Annotated in this window: 20 protein-coding genes and 2 tRNA genes; 10 read left to right on the plus strand and 12 right to left on the minus strand. The window is 66.4% G+C overall.

Features of this window, described 5'->3' with window-relative positions:
- Nucleotides 1–118: 118 nt before the first annotated feature.
- Nucleotides 119–790 carry a response regulator gene (locus LU688_RS05940; RefSeq protein ID WP_038705540.1) on the plus strand — a complete coding sequence of 224 codons (672 nt, stop codon included), beginning with the start codon at nucleotides 119–121 and terminating at the stop codon, nucleotides 788–790.
- Nucleotides 783–2162: a sensor histidine kinase gene (locus tag LU688_RS05945; RefSeq protein WP_094010146.1), complete on the plus strand. Its 1380-nt coding sequence runs from the start codon at nucleotides 783–785 to the stop codon at nucleotides 2160–2162. The genes LU688_RS05940 and LU688_RS05945 overlap by 8 nt, the downstream gene beginning before the upstream one ends.
- Before the next feature lie 43 nt (nucleotides 2163–2205).
- On the opposite strand, the gene LU688_RS05950 is transcribed toward LU688_RS05945, so the two are convergent.
- A complete protein-coding gene (locus LU688_RS05950; RefSeq protein ID WP_023632685.1) occupies nucleotides 2206–3012 on the minus strand; it encodes an HDOD domain-containing protein in 807 nt (268 codons plus the stop codon).
- A gap of 55 nt (nucleotides 3013–3067) precedes the next feature.
- Nucleotides 3068–4009 carry a CAF17-like 4Fe-4S cluster assembly/insertion protein YgfZ gene (gene ygfZ / locus LU688_RS05955; protein WP_094010145.1) on the minus strand — a complete coding sequence of 314 codons (942 nt, stop codon included), beginning with the start codon at nucleotides 4007–4009 and terminating at the stop codon, nucleotides 3068–3070.
- A 133-nt stretch (nucleotides 4010–4142) separates the two neighbouring features.
- Between ygfZ and LU688_RS05960 the strand changes: the two genes are divergently transcribed.
- A complete protein-coding gene (locus LU688_RS05960) occupies nucleotides 4143–4397 on the plus strand; it encodes an FAD assembly factor SdhE (RefSeq protein ID WP_023631750.1) in 255 nt (84 codons plus the stop codon).
- Nucleotides 4381–4833: a protein YgfX gene (locus tag LU688_RS05965; protein ID WP_094010144.1), complete on the plus strand. Its 453-nt coding sequence runs from the start codon at nucleotides 4381–4383 to the stop codon at nucleotides 4831–4833. The genes LU688_RS05960 and LU688_RS05965 overlap by 17 nt, the downstream gene beginning before the upstream one ends.
- 4 nt (nucleotides 4834–4837) lie before the next feature.
- Here the strand turns inward: LU688_RS05965 and rdgC are convergent, their stop codons facing one another.
- Nucleotides 4838–5758 (minus strand): recombination-associated protein RdgC, encoded by a 921-nt coding sequence (rdgC, locus tag LU688_RS05970; RefSeq protein ID WP_023631647.1) that lies wholly within the window; start codon nucleotides 5756–5758, stop codon nucleotides 4838–4840.
- A gap of 216 nt (nucleotides 5759–5974) precedes the next feature.
- Here rdgC and LU688_RS05975 point away from each other — a divergent pair.
- From LU688_RS05975 to LU688_RS05985, 3 genes are all read left to right on the plus strand, one after another.
- A tRNA-Val gene (locus LU688_RS05975) sits at nucleotides 5975–6050 on the plus strand.
- 13 nt (nucleotides 6051–6063) lie between these two features.
- A tRNA-Asp gene (locus LU688_RS05980) sits at nucleotides 6064–6140 on the plus strand.
- 157 nt (nucleotides 6141–6297) lie between these two features.
- A complete protein-coding gene (locus LU688_RS05985) occupies nucleotides 6298–8004 on the plus strand; it encodes a molecular chaperone HscC (RefSeq protein ID WP_094010143.1) in 1707 nt (568 codons plus the stop codon).
- On the opposite strand, the gene LU688_RS05990 is transcribed toward LU688_RS05985, so the two are convergent.
- The 6 genes from LU688_RS05990 to LU688_RS06015 form a co-directional block, all read right to left on the minus strand.
- Nucleotides 7998–10643 carry a DUF805 domain-containing protein gene (locus LU688_RS05990; RefSeq protein ID WP_160290809.1) on the minus strand — a complete coding sequence of 882 codons (2646 nt, stop codon included), beginning with the start codon at nucleotides 10641–10643 and terminating at the stop codon, nucleotides 7998–8000. The two genes, LU688_RS05985 and LU688_RS05990, sit on opposite strands and share 7 nt — an antisense overlap.
- The gene (locus tag LU688_RS05995) at nucleotides 10640–11332 is read right to left on the minus strand and encodes a DUF1266 domain-containing protein (protein ID WP_038705546.1); all 693 of its coding nucleotides are present in this window, start codon (nucleotides 11330–11332) and stop codon (nucleotides 10640–10642) included. Before LU688_RS05995 ends, LU688_RS05990 begins: the two co-directional genes overlap by 4 nt.
- A 61-nt stretch (nucleotides 11333–11393) precedes the next feature.
- Complete coding sequence (gene pcaQ, locus LU688_RS06000) at nucleotides 11394–12326, minus strand: pca operon transcription factor PcaQ (protein WP_038705547.1); 933 nt, start codon at nucleotides 12324–12326, stop codon at nucleotides 11394–11396.
- A 58-nt stretch (nucleotides 12327–12384) separates the two neighbouring features.
- Nucleotides 12385–12747, minus strand: a complete 363-nt coding sequence (gene nirD / locus LU688_RS06005; RefSeq protein ID WP_094010141.1) for a nitrite reductase small subunit NirD — start codon at nucleotides 12745–12747, stop codon at nucleotides 12385–12387.
- Nucleotides 12747–15299 (minus strand): nitrite reductase large subunit NirB, encoded by a 2553-nt coding sequence (nirB, locus tag LU688_RS06010; RefSeq protein WP_094010140.1) that lies wholly within the window; start codon nucleotides 15297–15299, stop codon nucleotides 12747–12749. The genes nirD and nirB overlap by 1 nt, the downstream gene beginning before the upstream one ends.
- A gap of 273 nt (nucleotides 15300–15572) precedes the next feature.
- Complete coding sequence (locus LU688_RS06015) at nucleotides 15573–19550, minus strand: bifunctional nitrate reductase/sulfite reductase flavoprotein subunit alpha (protein WP_160290808.1); 3978 nt, start codon at nucleotides 19548–19550, stop codon at nucleotides 15573–15575.
- Nucleotides 19551–19839: 289 nt separating this feature from the next.
- Between LU688_RS06015 and LU688_RS06020 the strand changes: the two genes are divergently transcribed.
- The 3 genes from LU688_RS06020 (at nucleotide 19840) to LU688_RS06030 (ending at nucleotide 22038) form a co-directional block, all read left to right on the plus strand.
- Complete coding sequence (locus LU688_RS06020) at nucleotides 19840–20043, plus strand: ParD-like family protein (protein WP_023632596.1); 204 nt, start codon at nucleotides 19840–19842, stop codon at nucleotides 20041–20043.
- Nucleotides 20040–20852, plus strand: coding sequence for a type I methionyl aminopeptidase (gene map / locus LU688_RS06025; RefSeq protein ID WP_094010138.1), 813 nt, complete (start codon nucleotides 20040–20042; stop codon nucleotides 20850–20852). The genes LU688_RS06020 and map overlap by 4 nt, the downstream gene beginning before the upstream one ends.
- Before the next feature lie 79 nt (nucleotides 20853–20931).
- Nucleotides 20932–22038 (plus strand): NADH:flavin oxidoreductase/NADH oxidase, encoded by a 1107-nt coding sequence (locus tag LU688_RS06030; protein ID WP_094010137.1) that lies wholly within the window; start codon nucleotides 20932–20934, stop codon nucleotides 22036–22038.
- Nucleotide 22039: 1 nt separating this feature from the next.
- Here the strand turns inward: LU688_RS06030 and LU688_RS06035 are convergent, their stop codons facing one another.
- The 3 genes from LU688_RS06035 to LU688_RS06045 all read right to left on the minus strand — a co-directional run bounded on the left by LU688_RS06035 (nucleotide 22040) and on the right by LU688_RS06045 (nucleotide 24182).
- Complete coding sequence (locus LU688_RS06035; protein WP_023631076.1) at nucleotides 22040–22372, minus strand: type II toxin-antitoxin system HicB family antitoxin; 333 nt, start codon at nucleotides 22370–22372, stop codon at nucleotides 22040–22042.
- Nucleotides 22369–22620 (minus strand): type II toxin-antitoxin system HicA family toxin, encoded by a 252-nt coding sequence (locus LU688_RS06040; protein ID WP_094010357.1) that lies wholly within the window; start codon nucleotides 22618–22620, stop codon nucleotides 22369–22371. Before LU688_RS06040 ends, LU688_RS06035 begins: the two co-directional genes overlap by 4 nt.
- A gap of 137 nt (nucleotides 22621–22757) precedes the next feature.
- Nucleotides 22758–24182 (minus strand): gamma-aminobutyraldehyde dehydrogenase, encoded by a 1425-nt coding sequence (locus tag LU688_RS06045; protein ID WP_038705552.1) that lies wholly within the window; start codon nucleotides 24180–24182, stop codon nucleotides 22758–22760.
- Between the last annotated feature and the right edge of the window lie 98 nt (nucleotides 24183–24280).

Consider the following 24280-nt stretch of genomic DNA (forward strand, 5'->3'; position numbering starts at 1 on the left):
GCTAGGTAACCAACCTTTCGCTAACCTTTCAGCGTGAAAGGTTTGTTGCGAGGGCTTCACAGCACTCGCCACGGCGGTACACTCCGCGCAAAAAGCCCAGCCGAACAGGGAGAATCCGATGCGTGTGCTGCTGGTCGAAGACCATCTGCAACTGGCCGAAAGCGTGGCCCAGGCCCTCAAGAGCCAGGGCCTGACCGTGGACGTGCTGCATGACGGCGTGGCCGCCGACCTGGCCCTGGCCAGTGAGGACTATGCCGTGGCGGTGCTGGATGTCGGCCTGCCGCGCATGGACGGCTTCGAAGTGCTGGCGCGTTTGCGCGGCCGCGGCAAGACGTTGCCAGTGCTGATGCTCACCGCCCGCAGCGATGTGAAGGACCGGGTGCATGGGCTGAACCTCGGCGCCGACGACTACCTGGCCAAACCCTTCGAGCTGACCGAGCTGGAAGCAAGGGTCAAGGCCTTGCTGCGGCGCAGCGTGCTCGGCGGCGAGCGCCAGCAGCGTTGCGGCCCGCTGGTCTATGACCTGGATACCCGGCGCTTCGGCCTGGACGGCGAGCCGCTGACCTTGACCCAGCGCGAACAGAGCGTGCTCGAGGCGCTGATCGCCCGCCCCGGCCGGGTGATGAGCAAGGAGCAGCTGGCGGCGCAGGTGTTCGGCCTTGACGAGGAGGCCAGCCCCGATGCCATCGAGATCTACATTCACCGCCTGCGCAAGAAGCTCGACGGTCACCCGGTGGCCATCGTCACCTTCCGTGGCCTGGGCTACCTGCTCGAGCACCGCGATGCGTGACAACGGCAGCCTGCGCGGGCGCCTGCTGGGCAACCTGGCGCTGCTGCTGGTGGTGCTGATGTTGGCCAGCGGCCTGAGCGCCTACTGGAATGGCCGCGAAGCCGCCGACACCGCCTATGACCGGACCCTGCTGGCGTCGGCGCGGACCATCGCCGCCGGCCTGTCGCAGCGCGACGGCACCCTCAGCGCCGATGTGCCCTACGTGGCCCTGGACACCTTCGCCTATGACAGCGCCGGGCGTATCTACTACCAGGTTTTGGACATCAACCAGAAGCTGATTTCCGGCTACGAGCACCTGCCGCCCCCGCCACCGGGCACGCCGCGCACCGACGACTACCCGGCGCTGGCGCGTTTCTACAATGCCACCTACCTGGGCCAGGATGTGCGTGTGGTCAGCCTTCTCAAGGCGGTGAGCGAGCCGAACATGAACGGCATGGCCGAGATCCGCGTGGCCGAGACCGAGGAGGCGCGGGTGCGCATGGCCCGCGGGCTGATGGCCGACACCCTGCTGCGCCTGGGGATGCTGGCCTTCGGCGCGCTGGTGATGGTGTGGTTCGCGGTGAGCGCCGCGCTGCGTCCCCTGGAGCGCTTGCGCACGGCGGTGGAAGAGCGCCAGCCGGACGACCTGCGCGCCTTGCCGGTGGTGCAGGTGCAACGTGAACTGGGGCCGCTGGTGCGTGCGCTCAACCATTTCACCGAGCGGCTGCGTGGCCAGTTCGAGCGCCAGGCGCAGTTCATCGCCGATGCCGCCCACGAGCTGCGCACGCCGTTGGCGGCGCTCAAGGCGCGGGTCGAGCTGGGCCTGCGTTCGCGGGAGCCGGAGGAGTGGCGCAAGACCCTGGAGGCGGCAGCCCTGGGCACGGACCGACTCACCCACCTGGCTAACCAGCTGCTGTCGTTGGCGCGTGTGGAGAACGGCGCCCGGGCCATCGCCGAAGGCGGTGCCCAGCGCCTGGACCTGAGCCAGCTGGCCCGCGAGCTGGGCATGGCCATGGCGCCGCTGGCCCATGCCCGCGGCGTTGCCCTGGCGCTGGAGGCCGAGGCCCCGGTATGGCTCAAGGGCGAACCAACCTTGCTCAACGAGCTGCTCAGCAACCTGGTGGACAATGCCCTGGCCCACACCCCGCCCGGTGGCGACGTGGTCTTGCGGGTCCTGGCGCCGGCGGTCCTCGAAGTCGAGGACGATGGGCCGGGGATCCCGCAGGATGAGCGTGAGCGGGTGTTCGAGCGCTTCTACCGGCGCAGCGCCCAGGGCAGCGGGCTGGGGCTGGCCATCGTCGGCGAGATCTGCCGGGCGCACCTGGCGCAGATCAGCCTGCATGACGGCGAGCGCGGCGGGTTGAAGGTGCGGGTGAGTTTTATCGCGGATTGATGTCGGCTGTCGCGGGGCTTGCCCCGCGATCAGCCCTGTCGATTCAGCGCAACATGCTCCGCGCATCCAGCAGTTCGGCGATATCCAGTTCGGTGCCATAGGGCAGCCCCAGGTGCCGGTAGGCGGGCAGGGCGGCCAGTGGCCGGCTGCGCTCGCGCTGGCTGATGCAGCGGGCGATCTGGACGATGTCGATGTAGTCGATCTGGTCGGTGCGCCGGTCCAGGTCCTGCACCTGGCTGGGCAGGTTGACCAGCTGCTCGGGGAACTCCCAGGCACTGAGGATCTTGTCGCCCAGCACTGGCTGGATCTGCTCGATCACGAAATGCAGGCAGATCGGGTCGGACAGCAGTTCGTTGTGCTCTTCGGCATAGATCAGCACCGGCAACGCGCCGATCTGGTGCACCAGGCCGCCGAGGGTAGCCTGGTCGGGCTTGAGTTGGGTGTAGCGTCGGCACAGTTCATAGCTGATGCCCGCCACATCCAGGCTGTTGGCCCAGATATCGCGCAATTTGTGTTCGACCGCCGGGGCGCGGGCATGGAAGATCTGCTCGATCACCAGGCCGATGGCCAGGTTGCAGCTGTAGTTGATGCCCAGGCGGGTGATCGCGGTGTGCAGGTCGGTGACTTCGACGGCGGCGCGCAGCAGCGGGCTGTTGACCACCTTGATCAGGCGTGCCGACAGGGCGGCGTCGCGGCCGATCACCTTGCTCAAGGCGGACACGCTGATCTCGCTGTCTTCGGCGGCTTCGCGAATGCTCAGGGCAACTTCCGGAAGCGTCGGCAGGACCAGGTCGTCCCGGTCGATGGCGGCGAGCAATTGCGCTTGGACCTTCTCGGCCAGCTTGTTCATGGACTTCTCTACGGCAAAGGTGGTGCAGCCCCGGCATGAAGCCGGGGCGGGCTGGTCAGCGCTGGATTTCCCGGTCGCGGTCCAGTTCGTAAGGCAGGTCGAGGAGCGTCAGGCGCGGGCCTTCGAGGCTGCCCAGATGCAGGTTGTCGTCCACCACCGCATCGGCGCTGAGCACGGCCAGCAGTTCGACGGCGCTGCCGCTGCTGGCGGCTATCACCACCTCGCCGACCGACGAGCCGTGGGTTGGCGAGAAGATCTCGGCGCCCGGCTCGGGTACCGCTGTCTCGGCCAGCGCCAGGCGATACTGGCGGCGTTTGAGCTTGCCCAGGTACTGCATGCGGGCGACGATCTCCTGGCCGGTGTAGCAGCCCTTCTTGAAGCTGACGCCATCGACGGCCTGCAGGTTGATCATCTGCGGGATGAACAGCTCGCGGGTCGGGCCCATGACCTGGCCGATGCCCGCGCGCACCTGGCCGAGCAGCCAGTCGTTGAGCGTGCCCTCCGGCAGCGCGGCGGCGAGGGCCTCACGCACAGCGCTTGCCCGCTCGGCAGGCGCCCACAGTTCGACCCGGCCGGCCGAGGCGCGGACGGCGATCAGGCCATCATGACGCGCGGTCGCGCCGGCCTCGTCCGCCACGCTCAAGCTCAGCGCCTGCAGGGCCGCGTCGCCGCGCTGCAGGCCGAAGCGCGCCCAGGCGGCGCTGTCGTCGCTCAGCGTGGCCTTGGAGAACACCGCGTACTTCTTCAGGTCGGCCAACTGCGCCTCGAGCAGCTCGCTGGCCATGGCCAGCAGGTAGCCGTTGCCCTCGGGCAGGATACGGAAGCTCGATTGCATGCGGCCCTTGACCGTGCAGCGGGCACCAAGGCTCGCATGGGCTTCGCTGAGATAGCTGATGTTGCAGGTGACTTGACCCTGCAGGAACTTGCCGGCGTCGGAGCCGCGGACGGCGAGGATGCCCTCATGGGAGAGGGAACAGAAGAAAGCGGAATCGGCCATGGGTCATCGCGGTAGCTAAAGACTGGCGGCCATCATAGAACGCCGGTAACAAAATAGGTAGGTGAGTAGACCAACGCCTTGTGCCGCTTCATTCGCTGCGCGGTATACTGCGCGACCATTCGAGGAGGGCCCCATGGTCGAACAAACTGAACTCAATCGGCTTTTCTGGCACAGCCGTCGCGGCATGCTGGAACTGGACGTGCTGCTGGTACCGTTCACCCAGGAAGTCTACCCGAGCCTGAGCGAAGCGGACCGCGAGCTGTACCGTCGCCTGCTGACCTGCGAGGACCAGGACATGTTCGGCTGGTTCATGGAGCGTACCGAGTCCGAAGATCCGGAGCTGCAGCGCATGGTCCGCATCATTCTGGATCGTGTCCAGCCCAAGTGATTGTTTCGAATGCCGTTGGCAGGGCTCACGCCTGTTGCTGGCGGCCTATCTCGCCTGCCTGGCGCTGGCACTCATCGTCGGCGTTGTGGTCGCGTTGCCCGGTTGGCTGAAGGGCCTGCTGGTCATTGCCTCCCTTGCCCACGCCTGCTGGGCCATTCCCCGCCGGATCCTGCTGACCCACCCCGGCGCCGTCACCGGCCTGCGTCGCGAGTCGCGTGGCTGGCATATATACAGTCGTGCCCGGGGGTGGCAGCCAGCGCGCCTGTGCCGTGACAGCGTTGCCTTGCCCGCGGTGGTAGTGCTGCGCTTCGTGCGCAAGGGGCAATGGTTCAGCCAGAGCCAGTGCATCCCCAAGGATGCCCTGGCGCAGGAACAGCATCGAAGGCTGCGGGTGCGGCTGAAGTTCAGTCGGCGCCGCTGGGCCGCGCCGGCCTGAAGGGTCAGACCCCCTGCGGGATCTCTTCGCCGCCGAGTGCTTCGAACAGCACCGGCAGGAACTCGGTGAAGGTCATCATCATCAGCAGGAAGCTGGCGTCGAACTGTTGCTGGGCCTCGTCGCCACCATCCTGCTCGGCCTGCTCTTGCAGCAGCTCCTCGAACTTCAGGCGCTTGATCACCATCTTGTCGTCGAGCACGAACGACAGTTTGTCCTGCCAGGCCAGGGCCAGCTGGGTGACCACCTTGCCGGTGCTCAGGTGCAGCTGGATTTCCTCGCCGGTCAGGTCCTGACGCTTGCAGCGCACGATGCCGCCGTCTTCGGCGGTGTCACGCAGTTCGCACTCGTCGAGGACGTAGAAGCCTTCGGCGGCCTGTTGCGACTTGACCCAGTCGGTCATGGTCGCGCTTGGCGCGATCTTCACGGTGGCCGGGCGCACCGGCAGCGAACCGATCACTTCACGCAGGGTCGACAGCAGGTCTTCGGCGCGCTTGGCGCTGGCCGAGTTGACCAGGATCATGCCCAGGCGCGGGGCGATGGCGGCGAAGATCATCGAACGACGAATGAAAGCGCGCGGCAGGAAGGCCTGGATGATCTCGTCCTTGATCTGGTCACGTTCCTTCTTGTAGACCTTGCGCATCTGCTCGGCCTCGATCTCCTCGACCTTCTCCTTGACCGCGTCGTTGACAACGCTGCTGGGCAGGATTCGCTCTTCTTTACGTGCGGCGATCAGCATGAATTCGCCACTGACGTGAACCAGGGGGGCATCCTCGCCCTTGCCGAACGGTGCGACGAAACCGTAGGTGGTCAGTTCCTGGCTGGCGCAGGGGCGGGCCGGCTTGCTGGCCAGGGCGGCCTCCAGGGCCTCGGCCTCGAACGGTACTTCCTGGGTCAGGCGATAGGACAGCAGGTTCTTGAACCACATGAGGGGGAATCTCTCCTTAATACATAAGGCGGGCATTATTCTCCGAGCGACGGTTCCAGGCCAACCCTGTCAGAGGGCCAGCAGTCCTATATAGAGGAAGAAAATCGCGGCGCGGCTAGGTCTTTGAAAGGCCTGGAAATTTTTTTCATTTTTTTTGAAAAAAGTGCTTGCCAGGGTAGGAGGTCCTCCGTAGAATGCGCGCCACACCGAGACGAAGGGTGATTAGCTCAGCCGGGAGAGCATCTGCCTTACAAGCAGAGGGTCGGCGGTTCGATCCCGTCATCACCCACCACTCGATGTATAGCGCGGCGGTAGTTCAGTCGGTTAGAATACCGGCCTGTCACGCCGGGGGTCGCGGGTTCGAGTCCCGTCCGCCGCGCCATATTAAGCTTCCAGGGCCCACTGAACACCCGGAAGCAACAGAGAAAGCGACCTTAGGGTCGCTTTTTTTGTTTCTGGCGTTGCGTCAGAATCCCCCTGTCCGCCGCAAGTGGCCAGCAGGCCTTGCGCCGGTTCCTACCGCAAGCAAGAGACCGACCATGCAGGATGCCAGCCTCTCTACCGCTCCGACACACGCCACTCCCTTGCTGGGAATCGACCTGGGTACCACCAACAGCCTGATCGCCGTCTGGCAGGATGGCGAAGCGCGGCTGATCGCCAATGCCCTGGGTGAGGTGCTGACGCCGTCAGTGGTCAGCGTCGATGACGATGGCAGCATCCTCGTCGGCCAGGCCGCCAGAGCACGCCTGACTACCCACCCGCAACGCAGCGCCGCGGCGTTCAAGCGCTTCATGGGCAGCGACAAGCGTTACGCCCTGGGCGAACACCGCTTCACCCCTGAAGAACTGTCAGCGCTGGTACTGGGTTCGCTCAAGCAGGACGCCGAGGCCTATCTGGGCTGCCCGGTGAGCGAGGCGGTGATCTCGGTGCCGGCCTATTTCAGCGACGAGCAGCGCAAACGCACGGTGTTCGCGGCCGAACTGGCCGGGCTCAAGGTCCAGCGGCTGATCAACGAACCCACCGCCGCCGCGATGGCCTACGGCCTGCATGAGCAGAAGTTCGAGCGCACCCTGGTGTTTGACCTGGGTGGTGGCACCTTCGACGTCACGGTACTGGAGTACGCCCTGCCGTTGATCGAGGTGCATGCCTCTACCGGCGACAACTACCTGGGCGGCGAGGATTTCACCGAGGCGCTGCTGCAGGCCTGCCTGCGTGACTGGAACCTCAAGGCCGAGGACCTGGAACCCCAGGCCCTGGCCAGCCTGCACGACGCCATCGAGCAGCTCAAGTGCGAGGTGGGCGAGGGCAGTCGCACCTTTGCCTGGAGCATGGATGGCCAGCCCCGCGAGTGGCAGTTGGACGAGCAGAAGCTGCAGGCGATCTGGGCACCCTTGCTGGCACGGGTGCGCACCCCCATCGAACAGGCCCTGCGCGATGCCCGCTTGAGCCCGCGGGAGCTGGACAGCCTGGTGCTGGTCGGCGGCGCCACGCGCATGCCGCAGGTGCAGCAACTGGTGGCCAAGCTGTTTGGCCGCCTGCCGTACCGGCACCTGGACCCGGATACCATCGTCGCCCTCGGCGCCGCCAGCCAGGCGGCGTGCAAGGCCCGCGACGAGGCCATCGACGAACTGATCCTGACCGATGTCTGTCCCTATACCCTCGGCGTGGCCTCGTCCCGGGGCGAAGATGTCACCGGCGCCTTCTCGCCGATCATCGAGCGCAACACGATCATCCCCACGTCCAAGGTGCAGCGTTTCTACAGCAGCCACCCGGAACAGAAGTTCGTGCGCATCGCCGTGTACCAGGGCGAGCGGCCATGGGTGCGGGACAACATCCTGGTGGACAGTTTCGAGATTCCGTTGCAGTCGACCGGCGAGATCCAGTCGCTGGACGTGCGCTTCAGCTACGACATCAACGGCCTGCTGGAAGTGGACGTGACCTTCCTCGAGAGCGGCCAGAAGCATAGCCACAGTATCGACCGCAGCCCCACCGGGCTGGATGCGCAGGCACGCCAGGCCAGTGAGGAGCGCCTGGCAAAATTGAAGATCCACCCACGTGACACGCTGCCCAACCGCACCTTGCTGGCCCGCCTGGAGCGAGCCTGGATGCAGAGCCTGGGCGACGAGCGCGAGCTGATCGGCAACTGGCTGGACGCCTTCAATGCCGTGCTGGCCGGGCAGCAGGCCAGCGAGATCAGCCGTGAGCGCCAGGCATTGAGCCAGGCGCTCGACGAGCTGCGTTACTGAGCGTTGAGCCGGCGCAGGGTGGCCTGCAGGCCGCCCTCCAGCGGCTGCCCTTTGCCCGGTACCGGGCCGTAACGGTTTGGCAGCTTGTCGCCGGGCAGGCCCAGCAGCACCAGTGACGAGAACGGCAACACACGGGTCAGCACCATTACCAGCAGCAGTGCCGGCACGCCGTGGCCGAGGTCGCGCAGGCGGCGCAGGAAGCCGCTGATCGACAGGATGCTGATCGCCACCAACATCGCCGGAATATGCAGCATCAGGCTGGCGCCCAAGGCGATGATTGCCACGTGCACGGCTAGGCCCGTGCGGTTCAGTCGACTCTTGAGCTTCCAGAACGCCCACATCGGTGCCGGCGGTTCCTTGATCATGTCCAGCAGCAGGCGTTCGCTCCATGACAGCACAGCCATGATCGCGCAGCGCAGGCCGGGGTCCTGTTCCGGGTCGTCCTTGACCTTTTGCAGGGCGCGCAGCACCCGGGTCTTGGGTGGGGTGCAAGTGTTCAGCAGGCTGTTCAGCGCATCCAGTACCTCGTCGACCGTGCGGCTGTCGAGGCCTTGCGCGCGTATCGCGGCAGCCGGCGGGTGTTTGGCCTGGCCGTCCAGCAGCCCCCGGCGTAGCGCTTCGAACCAGTCGTCTTGCAGGTCCAGCGCCTGCATGCGGTCGCGCAACGCGCAGCGTTGTGGTTCGTCCAGCGACGGATCGTGGTGCAGCACTGCGCAGAACAGCAGGTAGCCCAGTGCGTAATCGGTACGCAGCCCGCCGTCGTCGTTGTCCAGGCAAGCCAGCAGTTGCGCGGCGTTGGGCAGGCGCGTGCTGTTGAGCACCTGTTGCAAGGTCAGCAGGCGTGCCGAGATCAGCGCTTGTACCGGGTCGCGGATATCCAGGCTGCCGAGCAGCCCACTGGCGCCTTCGGGGCTGGTCAGCAGTTGACCGAGCAGGGCGTGTGTCGGAGCGAACGGATGCTCGGCCGGGTAGTGCAGCTGCGCGGGCAAGGCCGGGTCGATCAGTGCCAGCCAACGTGAAGGTTGCTCCAGCAGCGCCAGCATGAACAGCTGCTGGCGGTGCCACTGCCACAGTGCCTCCCCTTCGGGCATCGGCGGCAACAGGACCCCGGCTTCGGCCAGGCGGTCCTGCAGTTGCAGGGCGAATGGCGTGGTGAACAGGCGGCGCATGTCGAACTGACGGTTGAGCGTGTGCAGGGCATGGGCCGGATAGACCCGCATGCGCCGCAGCCATTCACGGCAGACCGGGCGAATGGCATCTTCGGTCAGGGCCTCGGGCAAGGTAACCGCCGGATCATCGCTGGCGCAGAGCTGCGTCAGCGCCTGGACCACAGGAGCCTGATCGAGCCAATGCAACTGCTGGCTTGCCTGGCGCTGGAAGCCCTCGAGGATCAGCGCGTCGAGGGCGTCCTCGGCCGGTGGCTGGGCAAGGACCAGGCGCAGCAAACCGGCCTCGCCGCGCTGCAGGGCCCAGGCATGCCAATACAGGCGGTGCAGGTTCTGCTCCGGCTGCTCCTGCAGCAGCCAGGCCAGCAGGGGCAGTTCGTCGTCACCGTCCAGATGCCAGTCGACGAAGGTGCTGGCGATGCCGTCCAGCCCCAGGCGCGAGGCTTCGGACCAGCGCGCCAAGGTCTGCGCTGACTGCCCCGGGCTGCCCCATGCCTGGGCCGGGTCGCCAAGGTCTTGGGGCCAGCCGGCTGGCGTGTGCAGGCGGTCGAAGGCCTGGATCAGCAGGGGCAGGCGCTGGGGCTGATGGCGGGCACAGAGGTCGATCAGCCAGCGCTCGGCCTGTGGATGCTGGTGTTGGCGGTACAGCCGCAACCAGCAGTCCAGGGCTTGTTGCTCGGCCCCCAGGGCATCGGCCTGGCGGGCCAGCAGGTAGAGCAGGTCGGCATCGTCCGGGGTTTGCGCCTGTTGTGCCTGGAGCATGCTGTGGAAGGTCCGGCTGGCGATGCCGGCCTGGCTGAACTGCACCAGCAGGCGCTGTACCAGTGCCGGGTCGTCCGGGATCGCCAGGCAGGTATGCACGCTGGCGAACTGCTCGTACTCGAACAATGGACGGTGCTGGTAGCAGTATTCGAGGCTGCGGAAATACCACAGGCTCTCCATTTGCGCCGGGGCTGGCCAGTCGCGCATGCAGGCGGTATCGAAGGGATCCGGCTGCGCGAGACGGTCGAGGAAGGCTTCCACTTCGTGGGGGTTGTCCAGGCGCAGCAACTGCTCGGCCCAGCCCAGGCGCCGGGCCAGCAGACCCGCGCAGTGATGGGACAGCGGCCCGCAGTCGCGCAGTGTGTGCAGCAGCTGCCAGCCGAGGTCGTCCAGTTCGCCCAGTGGCAGTTCGTCCAGCTCGGCGATGTAGCCCTGCCAGGCTTGTGGGTCGAAGCGCAGGGACGGCTCCTCGAGCAGGCGATGGAAGTGCTGCAGCGCCGGATGGGGAGTGTCCTCGGCGACCCTTGGCTCGGCCTCCTGGGTTTCCTGCTCGCGGGCCAGGCGCAGCGCTTCCTCGTATGCCGCACGCAGGGCCTGGAAACCTTCCGGGTCGGTTTCCGGATGGTGCGCGGGCAGGCGGCCGCGGTAGGCCAGGCGGATGGCGTCCAGGTCCTGGGTCGGTTCGATCCCCAGGCGAATCCAGCAACTCATGACCAGCAGTCCTCTTCCAGGGTGGCGGGGCGCGCAGGTTCCGGCAGGTCCATGTCCCAGGGCAGCCCGGCCAGCAGCTCATGGGCGCCGAGACGCAGGTTAAGCAGGATGCAGCGGTTCCAGTGTTCGCTGCCCTGGCGCTCGAGATCGGCGGCCAGGGTCTCGTCGCTGCTGTCGCTGACATTCCACAGCGCCTTGCCGAACAGGTAGCCGGCCAGGTAGCAATCCCAGCGGTTGTAGTAGTGGCGGGCGCGCAGCGCCAGGCGGTAGTGCAGGTAGAGGCTTTCGTCGCGATCGATCAGGCCTTTCTTGACCCCGGCGCGCAGCAGGAAGCTCATGCGCCCCAGGTCCCAGGCGCGGGTGCCGCCCGGGCCGCAGTCGGGGAAGGTGCGTGCGGCATATTCGTGGCGGATGCGTTCGCGTGGGGGCAGGGTGTCGAGCAGGGCCTGCCACTGGCTGGGCAGGCAGCGCTGGTACTGCCAGTAGGCTTCGCTCATTTCGGTGGCGTGGCCGTTGTCGGCCATGTTCAGCATATCCAGCAACTGGGCACGGTCGCTGATCCCCCACCAGCGTTCCAGATCGGTCTGGTCTTCGCCTTCGAAGTAATCGGGGGCGGTGTAGCTGGCGCCGTTGAGGGCGGCCATGGGGGCGGAGAGGGCATGCAGCCAGTGCTGCGCGGTTTCGTCCATGAAGGGGTCCTGGAGGCGCTGGGAACTGGCGTGGATTGTATAGGAAACCGCGGGCCGGTTTTCAGGGGTATACGCCGAGTCGATAGGCTTCGGCCACCTCCCGGAGCACCTCGCACACCCACTGCGCCGGCAGGCTCTGTGCCAGGGCGGCATTGCGGCAGATCCCCACCGAGCCGCCCGGTTCGCGCACGCCCAGGTCGAGTTCGGCAAGTTCGCCCCGCCCGAGGTCGATCAGCACGGCGTCGCGCGGGGCCACCCAGACCGCCTCGCTGCCCAGCACGTAGCGCCTGCTCAAGGCTAGCGACAGGGTTTCCAGGCGTTGTGCCGGCAGCGGGATGGCGCATTGCACGAACAAGCTGTCGGCGTGCTGGCGAATGGTCGTGCCGGGCGGTGGCAGCACCAATGGATAGGTACCGACCTGCCTGTGGTCAATAGGCTGGGCCGCCAGCAGTGGATGCCCGGGTCGCACCACCAGGGTCATCGACTCGCTGTACAAATGCTCGAACGACAGCCCCTGGATCTGCGGGCTGTCGGTCATGCGACCGATCACCAGTTCCAGCTCGCCAAGGTGCAACTGCCCAAGCAGCTGGGCGCTGGCCCCGGTCACCACGCTGATGACCAATGCCTCGTGCTGCTGGTGCAGGCGGCACAGCACCTCGGGCATCAGCAGCCCTTCGACTGTCGACAGCACGCCAATACGCACCTGCGACGGCGCCCGAGCCTCACCGCGCAAACTGCCGACCCCGTCACGCAGCGCCTGCACGCTGGGGCCGGCATAGCGCATGAAACGGGTACCGGCCGGGGTCAAGGCGGCGCCTTGGTGGCTGCGCTCGAACAGGCGAGCTTCCAGCAGATCCTCCAGCTCCTTGAGGGTCTTGGAGATCGCTGGCTGGCTGATCGCCAGCACGTCGGCGGCCCTGGCTAGGCTGCCCTGTCGGGCAATCTCCAGGAAGCACAGCAGGTGGCGGAACTTGATGCGGGTATCGAGGTTCATGCCCGGCAGTGTATCCGCGCGGGCCAGACCTGCAACGTCTGGTTGCTCCGTTCGAGCATCAGCTACGGGCCAGTTCGACTTCGCCGCCGCGCAGGCGCACCGTCCACACCCGCAAGGCCTGTGTCGGGTCCTCCAGGCAGCGCCCGTCGTGCAGGCAAAAATGCTGCTTGTAGAGCGGCGCCGCGACTACCAGTTCGCCCTGCAGACTGGCCACCAGCCCGCGCCCGATGATATTGGCGCCGGAGCGCGGATCACGGTTTTCCAGCGCGTAGACCTGTCGATCCCGCCCCGGCAGGTAGAACAGCGCGACCTGCTCGCCTGCATGCCACACTACCACCCCGGAGTCGGCGACCAGGTCACTGGCCTGGCACACCGCCTGCCAGCGGGTTTCACTTGCTACAGCCGTGTTGGACAGGTTCATCACATTGTCTCCTCATGGGTGGGAATCAGCTGCAGGGGCGCCGCCGGCCGGCGTTGGCCGCGCTCGCGCACGAAGTGCACATCCGGATCGGCGCGTTGGTCATTGACGAAGGTGCGGAAGCGCTTGAGCTTTTCCGGGTCGCCCAATGCGTTGGCCCATTCGCATTCGTAGCGGTCGACCACCTGCTGCATCTGCGTCTCGAGTTCGCGGGCCAGGCCCAGGCTGTCGTCGATCACCACCTGCTTGAGGTAGTCGAGCCCGCCTTCGAGGCCCTCGCGCCACACCGAGGTGCGCTGCAGTTTGTCGGCGGTGCGGATGTAGAACATCAGCACACGGTCGATCAGGCGTACCAGGGTCTCGTCGTCCAGGTCGGTGGCGAACAGTTCGGCGTGGCGCGGGCGCATGCCGCCGTTGCCGCACACGTACAGGTTCCAGCCCTTGTCGGTGGCAATCACGCCGATGTCCTTGCTTTGCGCCTCGGCGCATTCGCGGGTGCAGCCAGACACCGCGAACTTGAGCTTGTGCGGCGCGCGCAGGCCCTTGTAGCGGTCCTCCAGGCGCAAGGCCATGGCCACGCTGTCCTGCACGCCATAGCGGCACCAGGTGCTGCCGACGCAGGATTTCACCGTCCGTGTCGACTTGCCGTAGGCGTGCCCGGTCTCGAAGCCGGCGGCGATCAGCTCGCCCCAGATCAGCGGCAGCTCGTGCAACTGGGCACCGAACAGGTCGATGCGCTGGCCGCCGGTGATCTTGGTATAGAGGTCGTACTTCTTTGCCACCTGGCCGATCACGATGAGTTTTTCCGGGGTGATCTCGCCGCCGGGAATGCGCGGCACCACCGAGTAGCTGCCGTTCTTCTGCATGTTGGCCATGAAGGTGTCGTTGGTGTCCTGCAGCGGCACCAGCGCCGGGTCCATGATCGGCTGGTTCCAGCACGAGGCGAGGATGTTGCCCACCGCCGGCTTGCAGATGGCGCACCCCACGTGGCCTTTGCCATGGCGTTCGAGCAGCTCGCTGAAAGTGCGGATACCCTCCACCCGCACCAGCCCGTAGAGCTCCTGACGGGTGTAGGCAAAGTGTTCGCAAAGGCTCTTGTCGACGGTCACGCCGCGGGCGGTCAGTTCGTGCTCGAACACTTGCTTGAGCAGCGCCGCGCAACCGCCGCAACCGCTGGCCGCCCTGGTGCAGGATTTGACGCTGGCGAGGTCGCTGCAGCCACCGTCGATGGCGGCGCACACCGCGCCTTTGCTGACGTTGTGGCACGAGCAGATGGTCGCGCTGTCGGGCAAGGCATCGGCGCCTAGCGCCGGTGCGCCGCTGCCCTGGGGCAGAATCAGCGCGGCCGGGTCGGCCGGTAGCTTGATGCCGTTCTGGGCGTATTGCAGCAGGGTGTCGTAGTAGCTGTTGTCACCCACCAGTACCGCGCCAAGCACACGCTTGCCGTTGGCATCGACCACCAGGCGCCGGTATGAGGCGCTGGCCTCGTCGATGAAGCGGTAGCTGCGCGCGCCCGGCGTGACGCCCTGGGCATCGCCGATGGAGCCGACGTCCACACCCAGCAGCTTGAGCTTGGTCGACATGTCGGCGCCGCTGAATTCGCCCGCCGACTCGCCCATCACCAGGGCAGCCAGGTTACGCGCCATGGCGTATCCCGGAGCGACCAGGCCGAACACACTGCCGTTCCACGAAGCGCATTCGCCAATGGCGAAGATGCGTGGGTCGCTGGAGCGGCACTGACTGTCGATCACCACGCCGCCGCGAGGGGCGATCTCCAGGCCGCAGGCGCGGCCCAGGGCATCCTGCGGGCGAATGCCGGCGGAAAACACGATCAGGTCGGTTTCCAGGTGTTCGCCGCCATCGAAGTTCATGCGGTAGCGGTAGTGTTCGCCAGCGCTGATCGACTGGGTGGCGCGGGCCAGGTGCACGCCCACGCCCAGCGCCTCGATGCGCGCCTTGAGCGCCGCGCCGCCCTCGCCATCCAGTTGGACCGGCATCAGGCGCGGTGCGAACTCCACCACATGCGCTTGCAGGCCTAGCGACTTGAGGGCGTTGGCGGCTTCGAGGCCGAGCAGGCCGCCGCCGACCACCACCCCACGGCGGGCGCTGCCGGCGGCGGCTCGGATCGCATCGAGGTCTTCAAGGGTGCGATAGACCAGGCGCGCATTGCCGCTGGACCCTTCGATGGGCGGCACGAACGGGTAGGAACCGGTGGCCAGGATCAACTGGTCGTAGCCGAGGCGGCCTTCGGCGGTGATCACTTCCTGGCGTTCGCGATCGATGTCCAGTACCGCCTCGCCCAGGTGCAGGTGCACGCCGTTACTCGCATAGTAGTCGCGGTCGCACAGGGCCAGGGTTTCGGCGCAACTGCCGGTGAAATATTCCGAGAGGTGCACCCGGTCATAGGCGCGCTGACGCTCCTCGGCGAATACGTGCAGTTCGAAGCGCGCCAAGGCGCCGCGCTCGATCAGTTGCTCGACGCAGTGATGGCCGACCATGCCGTTGCCGACGATGACCAGTCGCGCTCGTTGTGCTTCGTTCGCTGTTGCCTGCATAGCCGATCCTCGATCACGGAAAAACGAAAAAGGCGCCTGGAGCCGAAGCTCCAGGCGCCTTTGCCTGTACTCATCAGTGTGAGGCCCCTGTCGACCGCCGTTGGTCGTTGGGGCTGTTGTGCATCGGTTGAAGCAGGGAATGTGCCAGGCTCCCGGTCATCGCGGGGCAAGCCCGCTCCCAAGAGGGTTGCAGCGTGCCACGAGACCTTTGGGCATGAGTTGGCCATGTGATGCGGTCGCACAAACAGGGTGCAGCCTCACCACCGTGGTGCATCAATACACATCTCGCCGGTAGCGCTTGTCCCGCGCCAACCCCTCGACGTACGCCGCTGCCATGGTCTTGTCCAGGCCACCATGTTCCGCCACGAGCTGGCGCAAGGCCGCGTCCACGTCCCGGGCCATAAACCGGGCATCGCCACAGACATACACATGCGCGCCGTCCTGCAACCAGCGCCACAGCTCGGCGCCGTGCTCCAGCAGGCGGTGCTGCACATAGACCTTTTGCGGCTGGTCACGCGAGAACGCGGTGCTCAGACGCACATGCCCGCTGGCCTCCCAGGCCTGCATTTGTTCGCGGTAATAGAAGTCGCAGGCGGCATGCTGCTCACCGAAGAACAGCCAGTTGCGCCCCTTGGCCCCACGTACCTCGCGCTCTTCAAGGAAGGCGCGGAAGGGGGCGATACCGGTACCAGGGCCGATCATGACGATGGGCACCCCGTCGTCCTCGGGCAGGCGGAAGTGCTTCGATGGCTGGGCAAATATCCCCACCTCCAGCGCCGCTGCCCGGTCCGCGAGGAAGCTCGAACAGACGCCCTTGCGCTCGCCATGGCGCACGATGGACACGGTCAGGTGCACCTGGCCGGGATGAGCCCGGGGGCTGGAGCTGATCGAGTACAGGCGCGGCTGCAAGGGTTTGAGCAGCGACAACCAGTTGCCCAGCGGCAAGGCCTGGGGGTGTTCGCGCAGCACGTCGGCCAGCTGGCGGCCCCACAACCATTCCTTGAGTTCGTCCTTGCACTCTGGCAGCAGCAGGCGTTGCAGGTCGGGAGCGTGCTGGCTGAAGGTTTCGAGCTGCTGGCGGCTGACCTGGGTGATGTCCAGGTGCCGCTCCAGCGCGGTTCGCAGGGGCATTGGGGCATGGCCCTCGAGTTCGATCTCGGTTTGGCCTTCCAGCTGCATCAGCGTGAGCAGCTCGTCGACCAGATCCGGGCAATTGCGCGGCCATACGCCCAGGGCATCGCCAGGTTGATAGCGCAGGTCGCTACCGGACAGGTCGAAGACCAGTTGGCGAGTCTCCTTGGTTGAACCCGGGCCGCTGAGCAGGCGGTTTTCCCGCAAGGTGGCAGGCCAGGGCTGCTGTTTGCCGCGGACGGTGACTGGCGCGGCGGCGGTGGTCGCCGGGGCACCGCCAAGCTCGGACAACAGGGCATCGAGCCAAGCGCCGAAGGCCGCCTCGCAATCCGGCTCGCAGTCGACCCGATCCAGCAGGCGCTGGGCGCCCAGGTCGGCCAGGCGTTGGTCGAGCTTGCGGCCGAAGCCGCAGAACTGGTCGTAGCTTGAATCGCCCAAGGCCAGCACGGCGTAAGGGAGGGTGGCGCAACTGGCGCCTTCGTCGTCCAGCAGCGCCCGCCAGAACGCGGTGCCGCTGTCCGGCGCATCGCCGTCGCCGAAGGTGCTGGCGATCAGCAGCAGGCTGGCGGCACCTCGCAGTTGGGATGGGCGCACCGCCTCCATGCAACTGAGCGCGACCACCAGCCCCGCGTCGCGCAGGCGCTGGGCGCAGCGTTCGGCGAGCTGTTCGCTATTGCCGGTCTGCGAGGCCCACAGCACGTGGTGGCGAGGGCTCAAGAGCGCTGCTTGAGATGCCGGTGTGGGCGGGGCGTACAGGCTAGCCAGCAGGCCGTCGATGAACAGGCGTCGCCCCGGCGCCAGGGGCGCATTGGGCGGGAGGGAGGGCACGCCATCGCTGTGGGCCTGGCTCAGGCCGAGCAGGAAACCTTGCAGGTAATGGCGCTCGTCCTCGGCCAGGACTGGCGCCGGCAACGACTCCAGGCCGAGCAGCCGGGCCAGGGTGGCGGTGGGCAGGGTGATGGGCTCCGAGGCACGCGTCAGTTCGAGGACATCGATGCGCTCGCCAGCGACCCTTTCCAAGGCCACGGCACAATGCTTTAAGGCCGGTTGCAGCGAGGTTGGGTCCACCGCGTCGCAGGTCACCGCGTTGATTGCCAGTTGCTCGCCGTACAGATCGTTCCAGTGAAACGGAGCGAAACAGTTGCCCGGCAGCACTCGCTCGCTGAGCCGCGCCGGCAGTACGGCCTGGCCACGGCGCGAGCGGATCGCCACCTGGTCCTTTGGCGCGATGCCCAGGCGCCGGGCGTCGTCGGGATGGATCTCGACGAAGGGGCCGGGCTCCAGCTTGTTCAGGCTGGGTACCTGGCCGGTCTTGGTCAGCGTGTGCCACTGGTGCTGGACGCGGCCGGTGTTGAGCACGAAGGGGAAGGCATCTTCGGGCAGCTCCGCCGGCGGCAGCCAGGGGCGGGCGAAGAACCGCGCCTTGCCGGTGGGCGTCGGAAACACCGGCGTCTGTGGGGCGTCTGGCGCGACATAGCGCAGCGGGCTGCGAGTGTCCTTGCGCCCCGGCGCGCTTGGCCACTGCTGCGGGCCCTGGCGCAGGTCGGTATAGGCGATGCCGCGCAGGTCGTAACCGGTGTCGGGGTTGTGGAAGCGGCGGATCTCATCGAACACCGCTTCGGCGTCGGGGTAGTCGAAGGCGTGCGCATAACCCAGGGCACAGGCGATGCGCGCGATCAGGCGCCAGTCCTCGAGGCTTTCGCCGGGCGCCTCGACGGCGCGGGGCATCAAGGTCAGGTTGCGCTCGCTGTTGATCATCACCCCTTCGCCCTCGGCCCACAGTGACGCCGGCAGCAGGATGTCGGCGTAGCGGTTGGTCTCGGTGTCGAGGAAGGCGTCCTGGCTGATCACCAGCTGTGCCTGGCGCAGGCCGTCGATCACCTGCTGGCGGTTGGCGACGCTGGCCACCGGGTTGCTGCAGATGATCCAGCAGGCTTTTACCTCCCCCTGCTTGAGTTGCTCGAACAGCGCCACGGTGCCTTCGCCCCCTTCACTGCGCAGGGTGCCGGGGGGCAGTTGCCATTGCGCTTCGACGAAGGCGCGGTCGGCCGCCACCTGCGCCGAACGCTGGCCCGGCAGGCCCGGTCCCATGTAACCCATCTCGCGGCCGCCCATGGCATTGGGTTGGCCGGTCAGCGAGAACGGCCCGCTGCCGGGTCGGCAGATGGCGCCGGTGGCCAGGTGCAGGTTGCACAGGGCATTGCTGTGCCAGGTGCCGTGGATGCTCTGATTCAGGCCCATGGTCCAGCAGCTCATCCATTCGCCCGCCGCGCCGATCAGGCGGGCGGCTTCGCGGATATCGGCCTCGGCCAGCCCGGTGATGGCCGCGACGCGTGCGGGGGTGTAGTCCTCGAGAAACGCAGGCAGTACCTCCCAGCCTTCGGTGTGGCGCGCGATGAAGTCCGCGTCGGTATGGCCATTGGCGTGCAGCAGGTGCAGCAGGCCATTGAGCAGGGCCAGGTCGGTACCCGGGCGCAGTTGCAGGAACAGGTCGGCCTTGTCGGCGGTGGCGCTGCGCCGGGGGTCGACGACGATCAACCTGGCACCGGCCTTGAGCCGGTCGAGCAGGCGCAGGAACAGGATCGGGTGACAGTCGGCCATGTTCGCGCCGATCACCAGGAACACCTCGGCGCGCTCGAAATCCTGGTAGCTGCCGGGCGGGCCGTCGGCGCCAAGCGATTGCTTGTAGCCGCTACCGGCGCTGGCCATGCACAGGCGTGAGTTGGACTCGATATGGCGGGTGCGGATGAAACCCTTGGCCAGTTTGTTGGCCAGGTACTGTGCCTCCAGCGACATCTGCCCGGAGACATAGAGGGCTACGGCATCGGCGCCGTGGGTGTCGATGATCGTGCGCAGGCGCCTGGCCGTCTCGGCGATGGCGGTCTCCAGCGGGCGACGGGCTGGTTGCTGGCTGCGCTGGTCACGGACGAAAGCGTGGGCCATGCGCCCGACCTCCAACGGCACATGGGCGGTCAACCCCTTGGTGCACAGGCGCCCGAAGTTGCTGGGGTGCTGCTTGTCGCCGCTGACCTTGACCACCTTGCCCCCCTTCACGTGCATGACGATGCCGCACCCGACCCCGCAATACGGGCAAACACTGCGCACTTCACTGCCGCTCATCACGATCTCCTGCTGACTAAACGACAAAGGCGCCGGCTGCCCGGCCTGCAAGTGGCAAGCGGGGCAACACGGCGCCTTCGTCGTGGAGAGAGAACCATCGGCGTTGATGGCCTCGATGCCGTGCAAACAGCAAATCCCGGGCCATTTCATGCAGGGCGCGGTGTTGCTGTGTGAGTGGGCTCGCCCGGCGTGGGACGCGCACCGATATGGGGAGCTGCGCACCAGCGGATGGCATCGGTCGAACTATGGCTATATGATTCGCATACGTTTCATATATAGGTAACCGCACATGGGTATCGTCAAGATCGCCGACGAACTCCACGAAGACCTGCGCGTAGCCAGCGCCGCGCTGTCGCGCTCGATCAACGCCCAGGCCGAGCACTGGATCCGTATCGGCATGCTGGCCGAGTTGCACCCGCAGGCCACCTACCAGGAACTGCTGCGCCAGTTGCTGCGCCAGGAGCAGGCCAATCTCAAGGAGCTGCTGCAATGAGCAAGGTCATCCTCAAGGACCCCGCCCAGCTCGAATTGATGCGCCGTGCCGGCCAGTTGCTGGCCCGGGTGTTCGCCGACCTCGACGGTTTCATCCGCCCCGGCGTGACCACCATGCAGATCAACGACCGCGCCGAGGCCTTCATCGTCCAGACCCTCAAGGCGCGGCCGGCGAGCAAGGGCCAATACGGTTTTCCCTTTGCCCTGAACACGTCGGTGGACCATGTGGTCTGCCATGGCATGCCCAAGGCCGATGAGGTGTTGAAGGAGGGTTCGATCGTCAACGTCGACATCACCCTGGAGCAGGGCGGCTATATCGCCGATTCGTCGAAGATGTACAGCATCGGCCAGATCGGCGAAGAGGCCCGACGGCTGGTGGACACTACCTATGCTGCGCTGTGGAAAGGCATCGAGCAGGTGCGCCCTGGCGCGACCCTCGGTGACATCGGCCACGCCATCCAGGCCCACGCCGAGGCCGCCGGCTACAGCGTGGTGCGCGAATATTGCGGGCACGGCATCGGCACGCAGATGCACGAGGCGCCGGAGGTGCTGCACTACGGCCAGCGTGGCACGGGTATGAAGCTGCAACCGGGAATGGTGTTCACCATAGAGCCGATGATCAACCAGGGAGGGCGTGGGACCCGCGGTTTGCGCGATGGCTGGACGGTGATTACCCGTGACCGGAGCCTGTCGGCGCAATGGGAGCACACCGTGGCGGTGACGCAGAGCGGCGTCGAGGTGCTGACCTTGCGCGAGGAGGAACGCGTGGCGCAGGGCGATGGGCGAACGTCCCTCGGAGCCATGGTCTAGGCTGAAACCTACCGGTACCGGCCCACGCCCTACTACAAATGCCGGCCCGGCAACCATTGGAGTCCCTGGGAGGTGCGCCATGAGCCTGCTGCTCGAACCCTACACCCTGCGTCAGTTGACCCTGCCCAACCGTATCGCCGTTTCCCCCATGTGTCAGTACTCCGCCGTCGACGGCCTGGCCAATGACTGGCACCTGGTTCACCTGGGCAGCCGCGCTGTCGGTGGCGCCGGCCTGGTGATCAGTGAAGCGGTCGCGGTCACCGCCGATGGACGCATCACAGCAGAAGACCTCGGCCTGTGGAGCGACGAGCAGATCCCCGCGTTGCAGCGCATCACCCGCTTCATCACCGCCCAGGGCGCTGTTCCCGGCATCCAGCTGGCCCACGCCGGACGCAAGGCCAGCACCCACAGGCCGTGGCTGGGCAAGCACGGCAGCGTCAAGCTCGAAGACGGCGGCTGGCAGCCGGTAGGGCCCTCCAGGATTGCCTTCGACCCCGAGCACACCGTCCCCCATGAACTGAGCAAGGACGAGATCCAGCAGGTCGTCGACGCGTTCGTTGCCGCCACCGAGCGGGCCTTGAAGGCCGGCTTCAAGGTGGTCGAGATCCACGCCGCCCACGGCTACCTGCTGCACCAGTTCCTCTCGCCGCTGAGCAACCAGCGCCGCGACGAGTACGGCAGCTGCTTTGAAAACCGTATCCGCCTGACCTTGCAGGTTGTCGAAGCGGTGCGCCAGGCCTGGCCACAGGAGCTGCCGCTGTTGGTGCGGGTGTCGGCCACCGACTGGGTGGAGGATGGCTGGAACCCGGACGAGACCGTGGAGCTGGCCCGCCGGCTGCGCGCCCTGGGTGTCGATCTGATCGACGTGTCGTCGGGAGGGACCTCGGTCAACGCAGAGATCCCCACCGGCCCCGGCTACCAGACCCGTTTCGCCGAGCGGGTGCGCAAGGAGTCGGAGATCGCCACCGGCACCGTCGGCATGATCACCGAGCCAGCCCAGGCCGAGCATATCCTGCGTACCGGCCAGGCCGATGTGATCTTCCTTGCCCGCGAACTGTTGCGCGACCCTTACTGGCCATTGCACGCCGACGACGACCTGGGCGGCAACAAGGCGACCTGGCCGGCGCAATACCAACGCGCGACAAGCCGGGCCAACCCGATCCACGAATCGGACTTGCGCGACTGACTCAGCTGCAGGCGGCTTGGCTGAGGATGTCGCTGACCCACTGGTTGATGCTCTTCTGCGCCAGCTCGGCCTTGGCCGCCACGCTGGCGTGGAGAGTAGGCTCCAGGCGCAGGCTGAGTTTGCCGGAGTAGGTTTTCTGCGGTTCACGCCCCAGGCGCCGACAGGTTTCGAGGTAGTCGTCGACAGCTTCCTCGAACGCCTGGCGCAATTCACTGATCGACTCGCCATGGAAGCCGATCACGTCGCGGATCCCGGCGACATGGCCGATCAGCAACTGGTCTTCGTCACTGTATTCAATGCGCGCCGAGTAGCCGCGGTAATTCATCACATTCATGGTGTAACTCCTGCCTGCTCCAGGAACTGGCGGGCATCGCGCACCTGATAGGGTTTGGCGTGCCGATCGGGGTGAGGGCGATGAAAGGTCGCAACCTCACCGTTGAGTTCGAAGCGCACACGCGAGCCTCTACCCTCGACAACCCGGGCACCGAGCGAGACCAGCAGGGATTCCAGGCGCGACCAGTCCAGCGTTCGGGGAACGAGCTTGTTGAAGACAAGTTCGAGTAACGCACGTTGACTATTCATGGTATCAGTCTGTGATACCAGCGCCATTTAACTCAATAGATCGGCGGTAGGGTGTAGTTCAGGCAATAGGTAGGAAAAATCGCGTTGCTTTGCAGGAAAAAAGCCGGTGAGTGTTTCCCCCACCGGCTAGTCGTGCATCAGTGCTTGAACATCACATGGCGCACACAGGTGTAGTCCTCCAACCCGTACATCGACATGTCCTTGCCATAGCCGGAATGCTTCTGCCCGCCGTGCGGCATCTCGCTGACCAGCATGAAATGCGTGTTGACCCAGGTGCAGCCATATTGCAGCCGTGCGGCGAGGCGGTGGGCGCGTCCGCTGTCACGGGTCCACACCGACGAGGCCAGGCCGTACTCCGAGTCGTTGGCCCATTCCAGCGCCTGGGCTTCGTCGCTGAAGCGGGTGACCGACACCACCGGGCCGAATACCTCGTGGCGGACGATTTCGTCGTCCTGCAGCGCATCGGCCAGCACGGTCGGTGCGAAGAAGAAGCCATCACCGGGCAGTGCCTTGCCACCGGTGACCAGGCGAATGTGCGGCTGGGCGATGGCACGGTTCACCAGGCCGGCGACCTTGTCGCGATGCTGGGCGCTGATCAACGGGCCGAGTTCGGTGTCGGCCGCCTGCTGCGGGCCTGGCTTGATGCTCGCAACCGCCGCGCCCAGGCGTTCGACGAAGCGTTCGTAGATGCCGTCCTGCACGTACAGCCGGCAGGCGGCGGTGCAGTCCTGCCCTGCGTTGTAGAAGCCGAAGGTGCGGATGCCGTCGATGGCCGCGTCGAGGTCGGCATCGTCGAATACCAGCACCGGCGCCTTGCCGCCCAGTTCCATGTGCATGCGCTTCACGCTGTCGGCGGTGGCGCCAATGATGTGCGCGCCGGTGGGGATGGAGCCGGTCAGCGACACCATGCGCACCTTGGCATGGGTGACCAGTGGGGTGCCGACGGTCTGGCCACGGCCGAAAAGGATATTGAGCACGCCGGCCGGCAGCAGCTCACGGACCAGCTCGCCAAGGCGCAGGGCCGTCAGCGGGGTCAACTCCGATGGCTTGATGACCACGGTGTTGCCGGCAGCCAACGCGGGGGCGATCTTCCAGGCCAGCATCATCAGCGGGTAATTCCACGGCGCGATGGAGGCGACCACGCCCAGCGGGTCGCGGCGGATCATCGAGGTGTGCCCGGGCAGGTACTCGCCCGCCGCCAGGCCACCCAGGCAGCGTGCCGCGCCGGCGAAGTAGCGGAACACGTCGGCAATGGCCGGGATCTCGTCGCCGAGCGCCGCGGCATAGGGCTTGCCGCAGTTGTCCGACTCCAGCCGGGCCAGTTCCTCGGCGTGTCGTTCGATGACCTCGGCAATCGCCAGCAAAGCGCTGGCGCGTTCCTTCGGGGTGGTCTGCGACCAGTGCTGGAAGGCTTGGTCGGCGGCGCGCACGGCGGTGTCTACCTGGGCTTCGGTGGCTTCGTTGATCTGCGCCAGGGCGCTGCCCTTGGCCGGGTCGAGCACGGTCCAGGCCGGGCCTTCGCCGTTCACCAGGTGACCGTTGATCAGCATTCGGGTTTGCATGGAGCGGTTCTCCTTATGGGCCTCGAGCGCACTGCGCCGCAATGACGCTACAGACTAGAAGCGACTGGCCGTACCGACAAACGAGAGTGGGCAACATC

The organism is Pseudomonas soli (genome assembly GCF_021283165.2).
In the GTDB taxonomy this organism is placed as follows: domain Bacteria; phylum Pseudomonadota; class Gammaproteobacteria; order Pseudomonadales; family Pseudomonadaceae; genus Aquipseudomonas; species Aquipseudomonas soli.

What these genes read in the sequence shown, in the direction of transcription:
- LU688_RS05940 (WP_038705540.1), top strand. Translation starts at nt 119, where the DNA reads ATGCGTGTGCTGCTGGTCGAAGACCATCTGCAACTGGCCGAAAGCGTG.
- LU688_RS05945 (WP_094010146.1), top strand. Translation starts at nt 783, where the DNA reads ATGCGTGACAACGGCAGCCTGCGCGGGCGCCTGCTGGGCAACCTGGCG.
- LU688_RS05950 (WP_023632685.1), bottom strand. Translation starts at nt 3,012, where the DNA reads ATGAACAAGCTGGCCGAGAAGGTCCAAGCGCAATTGCTCGCCGCCATC.
- ygfZ (WP_094010145.1), bottom strand. Translation starts at nt 4,009, where the DNA reads ATGGCCGATTCCGCTTTCTTCTGTTCCCTCTCCCATGAGGGCATCCTC.
- LU688_RS05960 (WP_023631750.1), top strand. Translation starts at nt 4,143, where the DNA reads ATGGTCGAACAAACTGAACTCAATCGGCTTTTCTGGCACAGCCGTCGC.
- rdgC (WP_023631647.1), bottom strand. Translation starts at nt 5,758, where the DNA reads ATGTGGTTCAAGAACCTGCTGTCCTATCGCCTGACCCAGGAAGTACCG.
- LU688_RS05985 (WP_094010143.1), top strand. Translation starts at nt 6,298, where the DNA reads ATGCAGGATGCCAGCCTCTCTACCGCTCCGACACACGCCACTCCCTTG.
- LU688_RS05990 (WP_160290809.1), bottom strand. Translation starts at nt 10,643, where the DNA reads ATGAGTTGCTGGATTCGCCTGGGGATCGAACCGACCCAGGACCTGGAC.
- LU688_RS05995 (WP_038705546.1), bottom strand. Translation starts at nt 11,332, where the DNA reads ATGGACGAAACCGCGCAGCACTGGCTGCATGCCCTCTCCGCCCCCATG.
- pcaQ (WP_038705547.1), bottom strand. Translation starts at nt 12,326, where the DNA reads ATGAACCTCGATACCCGCATCAAGTTCCGCCACCTGCTGTGCTTCCTG.
- nirD (WP_094010141.1), bottom strand. Translation starts at nt 12,747, where the DNA reads ATGAACCTGTCCAACACGGCTGTAGCAAGTGAAACCCGCTGGCAGGCG.
- nirB (WP_094010140.1), bottom strand. Translation starts at nt 15,299, where the DNA reads ATGCAGGCAACAGCGAACGAAGCACAACGAGCGCGACTGGTCATCGTC.
- LU688_RS06015 (WP_160290808.1), bottom strand. Translation starts at nt 19,550, where the DNA reads ATGAGCGGCAGTGAAGTGCGCAGTGTTTGCCCGTATTGCGGGGTCGGG.
- LU688_RS06020 (WP_023632596.1), top strand. Translation starts at nt 19,840, where the DNA reads ATGGGTATCGTCAAGATCGCCGACGAACTCCACGAAGACCTGCGCGTA.
- map (WP_094010138.1), top strand. Translation starts at nt 20,040, where the DNA reads ATGAGCAAGGTCATCCTCAAGGACCCCGCCCAGCTCGAATTGATGCGC.
- LU688_RS06030 (WP_094010137.1), top strand. Translation starts at nt 20,932, where the DNA reads ATGAGCCTGCTGCTCGAACCCTACACCCTGCGTCAGTTGACCCTGCCC.
- LU688_RS06035 (WP_023631076.1), bottom strand. Translation starts at nt 22,372, where the DNA reads ATGAATGTGATGAATTACCGCGGCTACTCGGCGCGCATTGAATACAGT.
- LU688_RS06040 (WP_094010357.1), bottom strand. Translation starts at nt 22,620, where the DNA reads ATGAATAGTCAACGTGCGTTACTCGAACTTGTCTTCAACAAGCTCGTT.
- LU688_RS06045 (WP_038705552.1), bottom strand. Translation starts at nt 24,182, where the DNA reads ATGCAAACCCGAATGCTGATCAACGGTCACCTGGTGAACGGCGAAGGC.